This window comes from Ramlibacter sp. GCM10027632, assembly GCF_042675325.1.
Lineage (GTDB): Bacteria > Pseudomonadota > Gammaproteobacteria > Burkholderiales > Burkholderiaceae_C > Ramlibacter.
Map to the genome: position 1 here is coordinate 25,118 of NZ_JBHTGW010000001.1, position 16,375 is coordinate 41,492.

12 protein-coding genes are annotated in these 16,375 nt (G+C 62.1%); all 12 read right to left on the reverse strand.

The window, feature by feature from the left end:
- Positions 1–1,191, reverse strand: a complete 1,191-nt coding sequence (locus ACFQZY_RS00110; RefSeq protein ID WP_377411180.1) for a restriction endonuclease — start codon at positions 1,189–1,191, stop codon at positions 1–3.
- A 22-nt stretch (positions 1,192–1,213) separates the two neighbouring features.
- On the reverse strand, positions 1,214–1,492 hold the full coding sequence (locus ACFQZY_RS00115; RefSeq protein WP_377411183.1) for an O-methyltransferase: 279 nt from the start codon (positions 1,490–1,492) through the stop codon (positions 1,214–1,216).
- Positions 1,489–5,787, reverse strand: a complete 4,299-nt coding sequence (locus ACFQZY_RS00120; RefSeq protein WP_377411186.1) for an Eco57I restriction-modification methylase domain-containing protein — start codon at positions 5,785–5,787, stop codon at positions 1,489–1,491. The genes ACFQZY_RS00115 and ACFQZY_RS00120 overlap by 4 nt, the downstream gene beginning before the upstream one ends.
- Positions 5,784–8,930: a DISARM system SNF2-like helicase DrmD gene (gene drmD, locus ACFQZY_RS00125; RefSeq protein ID WP_377411189.1), complete on the reverse strand. Its 3,147-nt coding sequence runs from the start codon at positions 8,928–8,930 to the stop codon at positions 5,784–5,786. Before drmD ends, ACFQZY_RS00120 begins: the two co-directional genes overlap by 4 nt.
- Positions 8,930–9,388 (reverse strand): very short patch repair endonuclease, encoded by a 459-nt coding sequence (locus tag ACFQZY_RS00130; protein WP_377411192.1) that lies wholly within the window; start codon positions 9,386–9,388, stop codon positions 8,930–8,932. The genes drmD and ACFQZY_RS00130 overlap by 1 nt, the downstream gene beginning before the upstream one ends.
- On the reverse strand, positions 9,357–10,472 hold the full coding sequence (locus ACFQZY_RS00135; protein ID WP_377412585.1) for a DNA cytosine methyltransferase: 1,116 nt from the start codon (positions 10,470–10,472) through the stop codon (positions 9,357–9,359). Before ACFQZY_RS00135 ends, ACFQZY_RS00130 begins: the two co-directional genes overlap by 32 nt.
- Before the next feature lie 277 nt (positions 10,473–10,749).
- Complete coding sequence (locus ACFQZY_RS00140; protein ID WP_377411195.1) at positions 10,750–11,274, reverse strand: hypothetical protein; 525 nt, start codon at positions 11,272–11,274, stop codon at positions 10,750–10,752.
- Between the two features lie 165 nt (positions 11,275–11,439).
- On the reverse strand, positions 11,440–11,853 hold the full coding sequence (locus tag ACFQZY_RS00145; RefSeq protein ID WP_377411198.1) for a hypothetical protein: 414 nt from the start codon (positions 11,851–11,853) through the stop codon (positions 11,440–11,442).
- A 144-nt stretch (positions 11,854–11,997) separates the two neighbouring features.
- Complete coding sequence (locus ACFQZY_RS00150) at positions 11,998–14,385, reverse strand: phage/plasmid primase, P4 family (protein WP_377411200.1); 2,388 nt, start codon at positions 14,383–14,385, stop codon at positions 11,998–12,000.
- Positions 14,385–14,651: a hypothetical protein gene (locus ACFQZY_RS00155; RefSeq protein ID WP_377411203.1), complete on the reverse strand. Its 267-nt coding sequence runs from the start codon at positions 14,649–14,651 to the stop codon at positions 14,385–14,387. Before ACFQZY_RS00155 ends, ACFQZY_RS00150 begins: the two co-directional genes overlap by 1 nt.
- Before the next feature lie 146 nt (positions 14,652–14,797).
- Positions 14,798–15,397, reverse strand: a complete 600-nt coding sequence (locus ACFQZY_RS00160) for a hypothetical protein (RefSeq protein WP_377411206.1) — start codon at positions 15,395–15,397, stop codon at positions 14,798–14,800.
- Positions 15,373–16,284: a tyrosine-type recombinase/integrase gene (locus tag ACFQZY_RS00165; protein WP_377411209.1), complete on the reverse strand. Its 912-nt coding sequence runs from the start codon at positions 16,282–16,284 to the stop codon at positions 15,373–15,375. Before ACFQZY_RS00165 ends, ACFQZY_RS00160 begins: the two co-directional genes overlap by 25 nt.
- Positions 16,285–16,375: the final 91 nt, after the last annotated feature.

The following is a 16,375-nucleotide window of genomic DNA, read 5'->3' on the forward strand; positions in this document are numbered from 1 at the left end:
TCAAACCGGAAATTCACTGGCCAAAAGCGCAGCGACACGCTCCGCAGTATTAAACCCGTTGGAGATCAGTATCTCGGCAACATCTCGACCGGAAATAAACAGAATTGGGTGGCGATCGGAACGAACCTCTTCATACGCCTGCCGGGCAACCAAAGAAGTAGTGACCAACACGCCGAACTGCCGGTGACGGATTCGAGAGATGAGGCGCGAAACCTCTTTCACACCGACTGTATTGGGTGAAAAACCATTTACGGGTGGTCTGTAACACTTCGCCTCTAGAGAAAACTCTGCATATACCGGATCATCCGGCAGCCCCAGCAAGTACCGACCGATCGCATCGCGGCCGCCGTCAACTGATCCGCGAGTGATTTCATCAATGATGACTCGCGCATCGGTCATCTGATAGACACGAGCGGCGAAGGCTTCAAATGCAATCGGTGCATCGCGGAAATGCATCCAAACACACATCAAAATTGATGCTTTCAACACCGTGTCGGGCGTCTGCTGCTCTACCGATCGAATGACCGTGGTTGGCTCGGCAACCAGGGGACGATAAGCGCCAGTCGCCACCCAGTCCTGCCATGCGCTCGGGGCATTGCTAGTGTTTGCATTTCCTGTCGCCAAGTCAGCAACCCAAGCTCTCGAAACAACTTGGGCGTCCAAAATTGTGAACGTGGAACGGTAGTTCTGGAACCGCTGCCCGTCGGTGGACTTCCAGACTGCGACTAGATCCTCTGTTGCGGACAGACCCGGGAACCCAGGAACAGCCAATCCTTTGAATTGAACTGAGCGACTTCCGCTTTTGGTTGGATACTTCTTGAAAATAAAAAATGGCGAGACATCTATGCGTGGTGACTCATCATCATGCAGCCTCGAAAACGTGTGACGCAGCACCTTGTTACCACCAGCTCGGGTGTCATGCAGCTCGTGACCAGGCGTCTTGTTGTCGCCGAAATAAATGAACTTTCCAGTGTTCAAATCAAGCGAATCTGGCCAGTCTCGGTCTTCGCCCGTTGTGAATAGGACAATCCAATTCTTGCGCTCACTTCTCCCGGAAACACGAAACCCACCCATATTTCCCGACCCGGGCAATAACTTTGAAATTGGCTCGCCAGAGAGTTGGCCGCCGGCGCCGCTCTCATAAACGCAATCAACGATAAGGTCACTCTCTGACAGCTGGTCGTATGGCACAACTTTCACGGCAACCTGCCCCTTACAGCTCGACCCGCGAGAAGTGCGGAAAAATGCGATAAAACTTGTCGAATATCTCGAATGCGTTCTCGACCATGTCCGACCTCGGCAACTCAAGGCCCATCATGGTCTTGGCATTGATGTTCGATTCCATCGTCAGCCGATCCAGAGTTGAAAGCGCGGGCAGATCGAGGCGATGCGGGGCATCAGTCGTCGCATAGAACTCCCAGCCCTTCACCAACTCTTCTACCGCCTTGTCGTCGCTCTTACAGACGATCGGTGCGGCTTGGATTCGAGTCATGGGGCACCTTCGTGAAAGTCGTCCCGGTGGCCGAGCCGGATGCGATAGCGTGCACCACGCCTCTCGCCTTGGCGCTCGACTCTGTTATCCGAGATCAGGTCAGCGATCGCGGCGTTCCACTGGCCGTCCGTGATGCCGGTGGCAGCAAGGACGTCGGCCTTTGCGTGCCAGCCATCATGTGCGCCCAAGAAATCGAGGATTGCTGTCGCGGACGTGGCTCCGTTGGTGCTGGTCGCGACCGATGTAGCGAAGTCGAGCGATGATTGAACGGTCGCGGCATCGGTAGAGAGACGAGTGCGGGACGATGTGCGTCCGCCTCGAAGGGCTGTGGACGACGACGCCTCGAAGCGTTCTCGGTTGAGCGCGACGAGTTTGTTCAGCAGTGTCGATGTGGCATCGGCTGAAAGCGCCCAACGCCATTTGTCGTTCGCAGAGCCGCCGTCAAATTCACGGAAGTCATAGGTCACTTCCACTTCGCCCCAGCCGTAGGCGGCAGCGACTTCGGAGTCGATGACGGACAGAAGTTGCCGAAGTTCTGCAATCGTCTCATCTGAATCGTCGGGCGAATGGACAGCGTTCATCACATCAGTTAGACCACAGTCATGTGTCGAACTGAACTCAACCACGAGGCGGTTGAATTGCATTGCCGCTACGGCACCCTTTTGCGATACGTTGTCCGCTGGAAGGGGATACGTTGATACGGCCTCCCCAATAGAGATGGTGAGCGTATTTGTATCGGCTCCCAAGCTGCGAACAGAGTATTTATATATCCAGCTCCGAAACAGAGAACTCAAACAGATCGGATACAGGTCTGGTCTTTCCAATCCGATCAAAAGCACCTTGTTTGTGTAGATCCAATCAGATGGTGCGAGAACACTGAACGGGTATTTCGTAACCTTCGAGAATGCAATGAACCGATCTTGACGCCGTAGCCTACGCATCAAGTCGGCCCGGTGATTCCAGAACTGCCACCAGCGGTGGATCAGCCCCTTGTAGCCCTTGAGTGCCGCGACCGTGCGGGTCGGCTGCACTTCCTCGACGATGAAGCGATGCGCCAGGGGCCAGCGGCGGTGAACTTCGTCCAGGCTCAGATCGGCGATGTCGAGCGCCCAGCGTTCGATGCGGTTCAACGCCGAGCTGGTAATATCGTCACCGGTGATGTAGGGCCTCAACAGGCTGCCTGGTTCGTTCTTGAGCCGGTCGAACCACGGGTTGTCTGATGTGATGACGAAGGCCAAGCCTTTGCTGTTGTCCACGCCTGCGAACGTGAACGGAGCATCAGGCAGCGCCTGCGGCATCCAGATGTCTGCCGCCTCCGGCTCCAGCCTCGGCCCGATGCGCGGGCAGCCTCGGCCATCGGCATCGCAGTCGGCCTGCCATCTACCCTTGAAGAAGCTGACGATGGCGATCACGACCGCAGCTGAACCCGGCCACGCCATTCCTTTTCGAGCGAAGTAGATGCTTCCGTTCTGCACGATAACACCGAGGCCGACCTCAATCGCACTGCCTTCGGCGATGTTGCTGGTCGCCAACATCCCGTAGCAGCCATCGGGTCTGAGAAGATCGACCGCCCGCCGATGGAACACAACGCACAAGTCGATCTTGCCGGGTGATGCGCCAAGCACCATCTGGCACTGCCATTGCAGTTTTTCGCCCAGCGCACCCTTCCACAAGCGATTTCCGAGAAATGGCGGATTGCCAATCAGGGCATCGAACCCGGACGACGTTTTGGCGAAAACTTCCGGGAATTCCAGCGGCCAATGGAACGGGTTGCGGATGGACTTGCCCGGTGGCACATCGACGCTCAAAGTTTCCCGTGATCGGTTCACGATGGCATTGACGGCATTGCGGTCGCCCGCAACTGCTTGACCAGCTTGGATGGTCAGCATCGTAGTCGCGCCTTCGATTGCCGTCGCGTTGCCATCCGAAGCCAAGACCTCACCGATGAATGCATCGGCGATGCTCTCTGCAACTTCGAGTTTGCGACGCGCGTCGGCGTCCAGATGTGCCATGGCTTCCACGTCACGGATGTCGCGGATCGGCATCCCGCGCAATCGTTGCCGCAGTTCGATGGCTTCGAGCACGGCCCGTTCGATGTTCTGGCCGAACAGGCGCAGTTGGCCTTGACCCATAGGATTCATCGAAAGCTGGGTGAGTTGATCGAGCCGATGGATGCCGAGCAGGCTGTCGCCACTCCGAAGGTTGTGATCGAGGAAGCCGAAGGGGCGACCCTTGGCCAACGTCACCAACCAGATGGAGAGCTTGGCCAGTTCGACCGCCAGTGGGTTTAGGTCGACGCCATAGAGGCAGCGTTCGGCGATGAGACGGCGGGCGACGACGATGCGAGCCTCGGTGTCTCGCGGCAGCGGCTCGATGCTGGCGTCGGCATCCACCACCCGCCCATCGGCCCCAACGGTGCTACCCCTAGCCTCGGCCTGGGCCCATGCCTCCACTAGCCGGTCGGCCAGCCATCGGCAGGCTTGCACGAGGAACGCGCCCGAACCCATCGCCGGGTCGCAGATCTTCAGGTCGAGCAGTTCGGCGGGTGATTTCAACGCCCATGCCGCACGCGGCATGCCTTGTGGTGGGCCGACGTAAGCGATGGGCGTGAGCGTCTCGGCAACGATGGCCTCGGTGAGCGATTTCGGCGTGTAATGAGTGCCGGTCTCGCGCCGGTCGGAGCCAGTGGTAACGATGAAGGCTCCGGCAGGATAGACCAGCGGATAGCCCCAAGGGTCGGTGCGCACCAAATGACTGAAAGGTTTGATGCGGTCGCGTAGCGCGGTGTCGCCGTGGCAGGCCGTCAAAACGCGGTCGGCGAGCGAGTCGTCCACCGGACGCGCCAGATCGTTGCGCACACGGCTAGCGGAACTGCCGGAACGCTGCTGAAGCAGTTCGGCGAGTCGTTCGGCACCTTCCAACCGCGCTGATTCGAGTTCGGCCAAGGTGACCCAGGGGGACTGGGCACTCTTGGTAGCGTCGAGGTCCAGCGTGACCTCGACGGTGCGTTTGACCATGCGTTCCAGCAGGCCCTCATAGACGTAGCCGATCTGTTCCACATCCAGCGCCCGATACGACAGCGTGCGCCCCTGGAATTGCTGGATGGCTTCGAGCAGCAGCAAGACGGTGCGATTGTCGATGGGCAGCGGCTTGGCGACGTCGATGCGCCAGTCGGAGCCTTTGGCCCGACCTTCGAGGAAGGGGAAACGATCCGGATCGAACAGCGAGCCGCCCAGCGCAGGCAGGCGCAGGTTTTCGTGCTCGATGCCTCCATACACGGCGCGGAACACGGCCAGCAGGCGCGACCATGCGTCCCAGCGGCGCTCCAGAATCTCGCCCGATTCGGCGCGCAATTGCATCCGCAAGGTCGAGAGCGCGTAGTTGGCTTCGTAGCGTTCGTCACCCAAGAGCAGCAGGCCACGCTCCTCGGCAGATAGCAGGAAGACCAGCCGCATCATCACCGTCAGTGCGGCTTCGTAGAGTTCGGCTTCCTTCACGCCGCGCAGTAACTCGCGGCTGCGGTCTTGATCTGCCTTGTCGAGCGCCTGGATCAGCACTTCGACGGCGCGTCGCACTTGCTCGCCCAAAGCGTCGGTCACTTCATCCTGGAACTTCAGCGAGCGGTCGAACAGCGCGGGGAGTCGTTCGGACTCGTCCACGAAGAAACGCCGGATGCCCAAGAGATGGACGAAGGCTTGAAGGGTGACGGGTTCCTGGCCCCAGATGCGTGCATACCAGCTGGCGAAGGTGGTGACCGCACCCACGGGCGCATCGACCAGCATCCAGCGTTCGCCGTTGGTGATAAGGCCGAGACGGCAACTCTTGGCGCGACACAGCGTCACCATCCGCTCTGCAGGGGTACTGACCCAACCTTCCAATCTTGAGGCGACCTCGAGGTCGAGCTCAGATCCATAGACCTGGACCAGCATCAGTGGTCGATCGGCATTACCCACGACGGCTAGATCCGGCGCCAGACTCACAGCGTGCTGGGGCAACTCGACAGCGAAGTGTTCTGCGCACCAATCCCTTCGTTTGAGCACTTCGCCGCGACCGTCTTCGTCGAGTTCCAGTCCGCGGGACAAGACTTCGTCTATCCAAGCGCCATGTAGCTCGTCGAAGCGCGGGTCGTCGCCGTCCAGTGCCTCACGCCATTCCTCGTAGGCTTGACGCAGGCGCTTCCGCTTACCTGCGTCAAGTTCATCCAGCCCTTGGGGAAAAGCATCCCGCAAGACTGGAACGGCCAGGAATGGGCCTGAGATCTCAATGAGCGAGAGCCACTCGTGGTTCACGCTCATGCGGCGCCTCCGGCAGACTCGGGAACGAGCAAAATCACAGCAACGGGGAACGTACGTTCGTTGAGATTGGCATAGCGCGATTCGATGGACTGAATTTCCATCTGACGCTCTTCTGGAATGCGTTGCAGCCGCGCCTGCAGTGCAGTGATGTCGCTCCGCAACTGCAAACGCTCGTCCTCATTGAAAAGGGCCAACTGCTCAGGCCGTTGCGCCTTATCCAACTCATCCTTGATGGTCCTTGCCAACTCATCGAGGACGCTCGTGATGTCGTCGATTTCTCGCTGTTTGCGGGTCTGCAATGTATTGGCCAGGGACTTCAGGCGATCCTCGGATCGAGCATCGACAGTTTTCAGGATGGCGTCTCGCGCACGATCGAAACGCGCTCTTAGGGCCTCCAGAATGGACTCGCTCGCTCTGACCGGCTGGCCCTGCTCTAGCCATTGCTCTACCCGTGCAACGCTGTCCTCTCGGCGGAAAGTCTGATCCCGCAGATATCCTCCGGAGATGGTCAGTTCCTCATGCAATCGGTGGTGATTTCCGCCTGTGATGACCAATCTGGAAACGACCACGATCGCGGGGCCATCGAGGCTTGAGTCCTGCACCGAGCGAACCGTGACGCGATGAAGCTTCTTCACGTCTTCGCGCGCCCATACCTCTGCCCTCAAGAGCCGCAGACACCTCTGTACGAGGCGATGGTTCAGGTGGATCAAGACGACGTCGTCTCGCCCCTTGGCCACGGCGTGGTCGAAGGTGATCGGACGAATGACCTGGGTGTGGGGATGCCGCAGTCCTTCCGTACAACGCGCCCATGAGCCCGAGAGCGCCGGCATTTCGAAAACGCTGCCCTCAGGGGCTCCCGTCAAAACAGCGGGTGACAACGGAGGGCGACCCGCCAGCGCAAGGCTCGTCTTGACCGCCTTCTGTATGTGCGCCGGAGTGAGATGAAACTCCTGCTGCATGGCGAGCCGGCCCGCTTGAATCTTCTCGAGCCGCTGCTTCAGCTCTCGATCCGCACGCATGAAGCGCCTGGCTTTGGCGATCTTCGCCTCCGCAATGCGCGTATCCAGATCGCGTAGAGATCCTTCGATCAGCCCCGACATTTGCGGTGCGATCACCGGATTGACACTGCCCATGTCGGCGCGCATGGACTCGAGCTTTTTGAGCGCCCGAAGGATGTCCTCGCCGTGTCCGCCCACGGTCGGTTGACCATCCGGAGCAACATCGACGGGATGCCAGATCCGCACCTCCTTTTCCCGCTGTCCGTGACGGTCGATACGGCCGTTGCGCTGCTCCATCACGTTGGGGTTGTAGGGGATCTCCAGGTGGATGAGGCAGTTGCAGTGATTCTGCAGATCGATACCCTCGGCCGCGGCGTCCGTGGCCAGGAGGATCCGAATCGCCGAGTCTTTCGGAGATGCTTGAAAGGCAGCTTTCACGGGCTCTCGCTCGTCCTGTGACAGCCCACCGTGCAGGACGCCAAGGCGTTCACCTCCAAATCCATGGCTCACGAGAATCTCGTGCAGCCACTGGTGCGTCGTTCGGTACTCGGTGAACAGGATCACTCGCCGCTCGTTCCACTGGCCCGTGGGCTTGAGGTTCTCAGTCAGCCACTGGATGATGGACCTGGCTTTCGAATCGGCTTGGTTCTTGGCGCGTTGCGCCCAGCGACGCAAATCATTGAGGAGGACCTGCTGATCGGCGGTCAGCGGCTGGGCCCGCCGCGAGACCTCTTCGACGGCTTCGGACTGAGCACTTTCGAATTCCCGGTCGTCGGCGTAGTCCTCGTCCGCCTTCAGGATGGCCTTGCGCAAGAGCCGATCCGCCATGGGATCGCTCGTAGTGGGCCTCGCCCCGCCCGCAAGGGAAGCAAGGTGCTTTTCCAAAGTCGATGCAAACGCAGCGGGCGAAGAGAACAATCGCTTCTTCAGTAGCTGGTTGACGAAGGACGTACCAACTGCCGAGCCTCCCTGCTTCGAGGCACGCTCCCGGCTGGCGCAAAAAGCGTCGAGCTTGCGATGGATCTCACGCTCTTCGTCCGTATAGGGGATCGCCAGGGCCTGCAATCTGCGCTGGGCATAGATCGGGTGGCCATCTTCATCGACCAGGTCGCTCTTGAGGCGCCGGATCATCACCCGGCTCAACTGCTTTTCGTCGGGCAGGACGTTGCGAGCAAAGCGTTGATCGTCCAAAAGTTCCAGCAGCGAGGTGAAGGACTCCGTATACCCGTTGTGCGGCGTCGCAGTGAGGAAAAGACGGTGCTGGAAATGCGGACTGATCGTCCGCACGAATCGAGTTCGTTGACTGTCGATCGCGTAATGCGCCCCCGCCGCCGGTGCGATGTTGTGCGCCTCATCCACGATCAAGAGGTCGAATTTGCGGGGATAGCCGGGGTATGCCGGGAGCACATCCCGCATCGCGCGAAGCCCCTCCCCCGCCTTGGCCCAATCCATCGAGGTGATGAGCCTCGGGTGCGAGGTCCAGGGGTTGGCATGGATGCCCCGCTGACGCCGCAATTGCCGGATGTATTCGGTGTCGACGATGTGGAAATCTAGGCCGAACTTCTCGAGCATCTCGACGCGCCATTTTTCCTGCAGCGATGCCGGACAGAGGATGAGGACAGTTCGCACGCGATGCCGCAACAGCATCTCTTGGACGATCAGGCCGGCCTCGATGGTCTTTCCCAGGCCGACGTCGTCGGCGATCAGCAGATTGACGCGCGCCATGTCGATGGCGCGCACCAGTGGATCGAGTTGGAAGTTCTCGATGCTCACCCCGCTGCGAAACGGGGCCTGAACGAACCCGCGGTCGGCATTGGTAGCAGCGCCCCACCTCACGGCGTCGAGAAACGCATCGAGAGTCTGTGCGTCATCCTGTCCCGTGATGGCGGGCAAGCCGGCGCGCTCGATCACATGCGCGCCCGGCTCGATCTCCCAGATCACCTCCAACTCCTCGCCGTGAGCGTCTTCATCGATCGACGACAGGGTGACTAGGTGCTGCGCGGCCTTGCTCGCGTCCAATCTCGAGGCGAGCACCTCGGCGACGATCCATTGCCGTCGCCGAACCTCGACCAACTGTCCCGGCTCAGGTCGCGTTCGGGTAACGAGGGCGCCATCGTCGAGGTCGGTCTCCGGGCTCATGTTCATCAAGTTCTTCCTGTCGTTCTTGTACGGTGCCGATCGTCGGATTTGAGCATGGCCACACGCCGTTGGATCGCAGGTGCCACCACTTGCGGATCCTCGTGTTCCCAGACACGCATGACCTCCCACCCGAGCGCCTCCAAGCGGCGATCCGTATCTGCATCCCGGGCCCGGTTGGCTTCGATCTTTTCAAGCCAAAACTGCGCATTGCTCTTGGGCCGAGTCCCGTGAATGGGGCACCCATGCCAAAAGCACCCGTCGACGAAGACCGCCAACCGAATCTTGGGAAAACAAATGTCTGCCACCCGGCGGGGTTTGGTCAGTACCGGCACCTGAAGCCGATACCGTAAACCCATCCCGTGCAGGATGGAACGCAATCGCAGTTCTATGTCCGTGTCGCGCTGGCGGACCCTGGCTAGGCGCCGGCTCGCCTCAGGCGACGAGGGGGAGACGCTCGAGACCATGATCCCCGCCCCCAGTCCCAACCATGCCCAGGGGCGCGATTTGCGTGGAGCCTACCGTCTCCCCGAGGTGACGCCGGATGCTGCGGCCGATGATCTCGCCCAGTGTCACGGGTACCGCATTGCCGATCATCCGCCCCAAGGTCTTGAGATGGATGGGTTCGTCATCTTGGACGAAGGCATAGTCACCCGGGAAGCCCTGCAAAATCGCCCCCTCGCGCAGGGAGATCGCCCGATCCTGAGCCGGATGGCCAAAACGTCCGCTGCCGAACCCGTAATACTGGGTGGTCAGCGTCGGAGAAGGCTCGTCCCAAGCCATACGACCGTACACGCCGGGGTAGGTCTGCCCGCTGTCTCGCTGATGGCATTCGGCCACCAGGTGCGCCGGCCAGTCGCGCCAGCTGCCGCCCGGCTTGGAGGCCCGAATGCGATCCAGGTTGATCGGCGACAGGCCCGCTGCCATGTGCAGCGGATCCGAGCGCGATGAGGCCCCAGCGGCGATGCGGGGCAGATGGCCGATGGCTTGACGCACAGTCGCCGGGGCTGCATGCGTCGGCTCGATCAGGCTGACGGGACCCAGGCGGGAGGCCAACAAGACCATGCGCTTGCGCCGCTGGGGGAGCCCGTAGCGCGAGCAGTCCACGACGTCCTGCCAGACGTGGTATCCAGACTTTTTCAGAGACTCCACGAAGTCGTGGTAGACCTGGTGCTTGCTGACCGTCGGCACGTTCTCCATAGTGACGAGTTCGGGATCGACACCCTTGATCAGCCGCCTGAACTCGTACAGCAGCGCCCACTTGGGCGTTCCGACGGTGTCGTACCGTTGCGCGTAGGTGGAAAAGGGCTGGCACGGCGCGCAGCCCGCGAGCATGCGAATGTCCACCTGGCCGAACAGCTCGCGCAGCTCGCCGGGTTTGACCCGAACCACGTCCTTGTGCAGGAAGAACGCTCCGTTGTTGTTCTCGTAGGCGAATTGGCAGCTGTCCTCGATGTCCACGCCCGCGACGACCGGCACCCCTTCACGGACCAGACCGTGGGTCAGGCCGCCCGCGCCACAGAATAAGTCGATAGTTGCCAGATTTACCATGATCCCGACGGATACCCTCGATGCAGCGTTCAATCACCCCAGAACTCGATCCTGACAGCTCGCCGAATGTCAGCCCCCGAACGGAGCGTGAATCGTTTTGATTTTGCCAGCCGTTCGGCTGGAATTTCACCAGGAAACGCGACCCGGCCCTCCGTGAACCGCTTCGGGTTCGCGCAACCTGACTCGGAAAGGTTGAAAGAGGCCCCGAGGCAAGCCATCGGAAGCATCCGTCAGCCGGCACTCGCGTCGCCGTGCCCCCCGTATCCCTTTGAGCGACTCACGAGCTCTCCCACAGCAGCAGCTGCTCGAGGCGGGACTCCGCCCACTTCGCCCCACCGCGGGCCATCAATGCAGCCTCCAGCCGCTTCGGCATTTGGATGAGGAGCGCAAAAGTGCCCCCGCCATCACTCCGCCCAGCATGGTTCACCGACCGGCGGGGCATGGCCGACTCACCAGCCTCCTCACCAGCAGAAATCGTCTGCGCACGAGGCTTCGAGCCCGCAGCTGCAGGTCGCTTAAGGTTCCGCGGCGGCTCGGACCTCAGGTTCGTACGTGAACCCAGGACCTCGTGCATGTTCAATTGCGCCAGATGGCTGTCCGGTCCCAAAAAGTCCAGCAGCGGCTGAACGCGATATCGCGGTGCGTAGCCTTTATGGCGCCACTTGCTTATCGTTTGTTGGGTGACGCCCAGCTCCGCCGCGAGAATTCGTTCATTGATTCTCTTGGAGCGTAGATCACGATCGAGCGCAGTCTTGAAATCCAGCGGATCCACTTGAGGCTGGCCAGCGTGCAAGTCTTTCATCGCAGATCAAATTGGTTACGATAAATAATATTTTATGACTATATATGGGGGCACTGCCGGGCGTGTCACGACAGCCGGACACCAAGCAGAAAGCTAACGGCGGCAATCAAAGTAGCCAGGCCCAAAAACTCTCGAGCAGCATGCCTCGTCGCGCCCCCGCGGCGTTCAACGTGCCAGGGGCCCCCTACGGGAATTCACCCCATGGCGCCGCAGCACCTGCCTGGCGGCTTCCCGGACATGCATCGGCCGGTACAGCGCATCAAAGATTTCCCGGCCGGCCGCCGCGGCCGCGTCCTCGGCCAAATCCACACTGCGGGCCGAAACGACGTTGTCGCCCAACAGGGCCTGGAACTCCCTCGTGCCAGTGAAGCCATGGGCCTCCGCGATGTCCAAGATCGTCTCCACCATGGCGGCAGCGCGCGCGCGACGGTCGGCTTCTTTACACCAGTGAGGGTCGTTGGCGAGGCGGCCCAGGAGCAACAGCATTCCCGCGGGGGAGACCGAGTCGCCCTCGATCAGGCCGGTGAACTGGGAATATTCGAGCAGCTCGTTCAACATGATGATTACTTTCAAATGCATGGGTTTTTTCAACCCCAGGGGTCTGCCGATCGACCACTCATGCAGGGTATGTAGGAGAAATTCCAAGACCTCCCCCACCTGTGCGGTCGAAGCGATTCAATGAGCCGAAGGTGCAGAAGCTGCACGGCTGGGTTTTGGGCGAGTTCACGGGTCTTCGCCGCGCTCGACCGACAGGTCGTCAGTGGGCGTGCGCAGACGCAGCCCCACGAAGTAGTACCCGTTGCTGTCGCGCGCCTTGTCGAAGCGACGAACCAGACGCTGGGAGAAGGCTTTCTGGGACGGTGGCACCTCCCCGCTGCGCTGCTTGAACATCTGGAAGGACGCATAGCAGGCACCGGCGCGTACCGTGGCGTCTTTTTCTGCGACGCAACACTCGGCCAACCACAACGCCAAATCGTCGTTCTCGGCCAGGTACTCCTGGGACGCGCGCAGCACCCTGGGCGGCAGGACCAACCCGCTCTGGGCCCATTTGCGGGCGCCCTCGATCGCCCAGGCCAAGATTCCCGAGCCCTCGGCCATGAGCTTTTCAAGCAGGCGATCGTCACGGCGCGCTCCCTCGAACCGCTGCTCGAAGGGGATCAGGACCAACCGGCGCGCCATCGCGGTGTCGTCGCCCTTGAGGCGCGGCTTGAAATTGCCCGCGATCACATGCTTGTGGGTGATCGCAAAGGTGAAGAAGTCCTGCCGCATAAACCGCGCCGTGAGGGTCTGATCACCCGTCAAAGACTTGATGCGCGATTCGTTCCAATGGGCCGACTCCTCGATCTCGGAGGAGATCGCGACCCGCCGCCCGTGCAGGGAGGCCAGCATCGTGGGATGCCCCTCGACACTCTGGCGCATCAGGGCCTCGGACGGCAGGTTGTGCGCATAGGTGCCCGCAACATGACGCAGGACGTCGAGCAGCACCGACTTGCCGTTGGCGCCCGCGCCATACAGAAAAAACAACTTCTGTTCACGAACACTACCGGTCAGGCAATAGCCGAACAGACGCTGGACGAACTCCACCATGGCCGCATCCCCACCGAAGACCTCGTCCAGGAAGCGATCCCACAGGGGTGTCGGGGTCGCAGCCGGGGCGACCGCCGTCACCTGGGTGAACAGCCAGTCAGCTCGATCGATGGCGCGCCCCGTCTCCAGGTCGATGACCTCGCCAGGGGTGTTGAGCAGCATCGGTGAGGCATCCCAGGCTTTGGTGGGCGTGACGACCCCCGAGGCGTGGCGAGCCAGCCGAAGCACGGCCGACGCGGTGGAGGCCGAACACGCCGTCTTCCGCAACTTGGCGCTCATCTCCAATGACGACGTTGCGCACACCGCTGCGGCCAGGCGGGCCGCCTGCAAGAGCTCGTCGCGCACCCAGTGACTGCCCAGGTTGATCATCCAATCCAGCCCTGGCGTCCAACGCAGACGCCCGCTTGCAGCCGCCACGAACCGGCGGGCGAAGTCCTGGTCGCTGCCGCGCACCGCATCGCGCTCAGTCGTATCGATCAATTCCCCGGTGCTCGGGTCCACCCGCGGATCCATCGTGTGGCCCCTACGCCCAGCACCGCCTTCCGGCTCGAATTCGGCCAGGTCGTCGAAGTCGGTCTCGCTCAGACCGCTGCCCTCCAGGCGCGCTTGAGCCTTGACCACGTGCTGGCGCCACAGGTAGTCGATGGCGGCGTCTTCACTGTTCCGGTGATCCAGGGCGATGGTCCAGGCATGCTCGTTGTGGACGAGCACGGACAGACAAACCGGTGGCGCCAGGTGCTTGCACAACTCGACGCCGCTGGCGAACAAAGCACGGGAACGGTCGGTGCCTTCGGGGCCCTCGCTCAAGAACGAGAGCGCGTGTTGCGACACCCCCAGATCGGAAAGCTCTTGGAGCGAAGGGATCTCACGTTCATCCAACAGGGGCGGTGCCGCCTGGACCCGGACGTTCGACTGGGCGATGCGTGCACCGCGGTAGCGCCTTTTCAAGTACTCCAGCAGATCCGAACGCTCGGCGACGCCACCATCGATCGGCTGCGCCAAAGCGTGTCCCGTGACCGTGACGAAGCGGGCGCTGCTGCCCCGATAGACTTCCAGGCCCACCTCGTGGTGGGTCCAGTCCGGATCGGCCTCGCGAGCCCGCAGAAAGATGCGAAACCCACGGCCACTGGGGCTGCGCTCGATGTAGCCCCCTTCGCTGCGCGCACGCTCCAAGATGTCCGAGGCGAAGTCGTCGGGGGCGCCGGCCTCGTCACTGCAGTGGTCCAGATCGATGGCCACGAGGTCCTCGATGTCGGTCAGCAAGAAGCCCAGGCCGGCGACGCTGCGCGGGTGACGCAGGCAGCTGGCCAATGCGGCGTCGAAAGTCGTCCACCCCTCCAGGGACTGGGGCGACAGGCCCACCGCGGGCGCCTCGGCGCGCCGGGGAATCTTCTTCCACTTGCCACGCTCCTCCTGCCAGACAGCTGCCCAAGGGGCCCAACGCGGCTGGATGCGCAAGTAATGCGGGATGCCTTCGGGCCGCAGCGGCAGCAAGAGGGTCGGTGTCGACACGATCGCCTCCATCACCGCACCTCCGGATGCGACGGCACGGAATCCGTGTCGAATGCCTGTGCGAGCGGTTGCCCACCGGTGGCCAGTTCGAAGGCCACCGCACTGAAGCGCGGCACATGAGCGATCCAATGGCGCCCACGCGCGCGGCGGATCGCGTCGGCCTGGATCAACCGCTCGCGCGTCATGCGCAGGAAATTGTGGAAATTCATCCGGCCGGGCCGGTAGCCCAACTCGGGGTGTTGCTGGATGAACGCGGACCAGGCGTCTGGTCCAGTCATCCAATGGTGCTGTGCAGGGTTCACTGAGGTTCCTTTCGATCACACGCTTGCGGCGAGTGATAGGCAGTTTGCTCAGTACCTGCTGCGACCGCACCGCAGTTGCGGTGGCCGATCCTCCAATTGCGGTGCGGGCGGCGTCGGCCGCTTCAGAGATCGCGCGTGTCGTCCAGTGCGCGTCGCGCCTGCGCGAAGGTCGCTTCGAGCTTGCGCTTGCTGAAGCCGGGATAGCCCGCCATCTTCGTGGTCAGCAGCTCGATCAGCTGCGCCTGGTTCGCGTAGTGCGGATGTGGCTGAGGCGTGTAGTCGCCGCGAATGAAGTCCATCAGCGCGCCGATCAGCCGCAGATCGTTGGCGGCGCGCTTGGCATCGGCCGCCCGTTGGACATGGGCAGGCCGTGGCGCTGGCCCTTGGCCGGCGGCGATGGCGACGAAGTCTGGTTCCTTGCCCTGGGGCCACCCGAAGCGGCAATAGACCTCGGTGCCCCAGAGGTTCTCGACGGGCACGAGCTCATCGTGCTCGAGGGATGCCGCGTAGTTGGCTGCCAGCGCATCGAACACCTCCCCGAGCTCCTGGGCCTGCTTTTGCGGATCTTTCGCCGGCGCGAAGTGCTTGAAGCGACCGAACCGGTCGAACCCCCAGATCCCGTGCTGCTCGATGGCGCTGGCCAAGGTGGCCTCGGTGACCCGCCCCACCGTGAGCCAGTGGGCCAGGTCATACCACGTCAATTCGCTGTCGTTTGACTCCATGCCTGCTCCTGCGCGCGCCGCAGCGAGGCCGTCTCCAGATGGCCGTAGCGACGCGCCAACACAGCCGGATCATGCCCCAGGACCTGGGCGGCCACCCCGAGCGTCACGCCCGAGCGCAGGAGATTGGCCGCTGCGGCGTGGCGGATGTCGTGCATGCGCAACTGCGGCAGCCCCACGTCGCGCGTCACGATAGACCACGCCTTGCGAAACGAGATCGGCTGGCCCGGCACGCGACCCTCGAACAGCAGATCTGCCGCCTTGGGGTTGGGCCACAGGCGTTGCAGCAGCTGGCGGGTCGCATCGCTGAAAAACAGCACGCGCGGTGTCCCGTTCTTGGTCATGGGCGCCAGGATTTCGCCCTTCGCCAGGTCCACGTCGGTCCAGCGGCGCTCGAGTAACTCGGACTTGCGCGCGCCGGTCTCGATCAGCAGGCTCACGAAGGCGCCAAAGCGCCGGTCGGGATAGGCCAGCGCGCGGACCTTGAGGCGTTCGAGGTCCTCGGCCTTGATGTGCACGCGGCGCACCGGCTCTTCGAAGCGACGCACGCCCAGGGTGGGACTCTTGAAGCCGCGCGGTGTCAGGCGCTTGGTGCGCGCCCACCGGTAGGCCGAGCCCAGGGCGGACAGGTCCCGGTTGGCGGTGGCCGGGGCGTAGCCGTGCTCGATCATGGCTTGGGCGGCGGCCTCGAGCTCCTCTGCGGTGATGGACCAGGCCGAGCGAGTGCCGAAGGCGTCGATCCACTTGCGCAGGCGCAGCAGATCCTCACCGCCACGGGCGACGTTGTAGGCGTTCAGGAGTTCGGCCAGAGAAAGTTGCGCGGCAGGCGCAACGCAGACTGCCTGCAAGGCAGCGGCCAGGTCGATGGACTTCTTGGGGGCTTGGTGCACTTTCGATTCTCCTCGAGGTCACTGCCGTGACCGTTGATGAAAATCGCCGCAAGCGTGCGACCAAGTGCTTGAATACTAACGCATTTCCAAG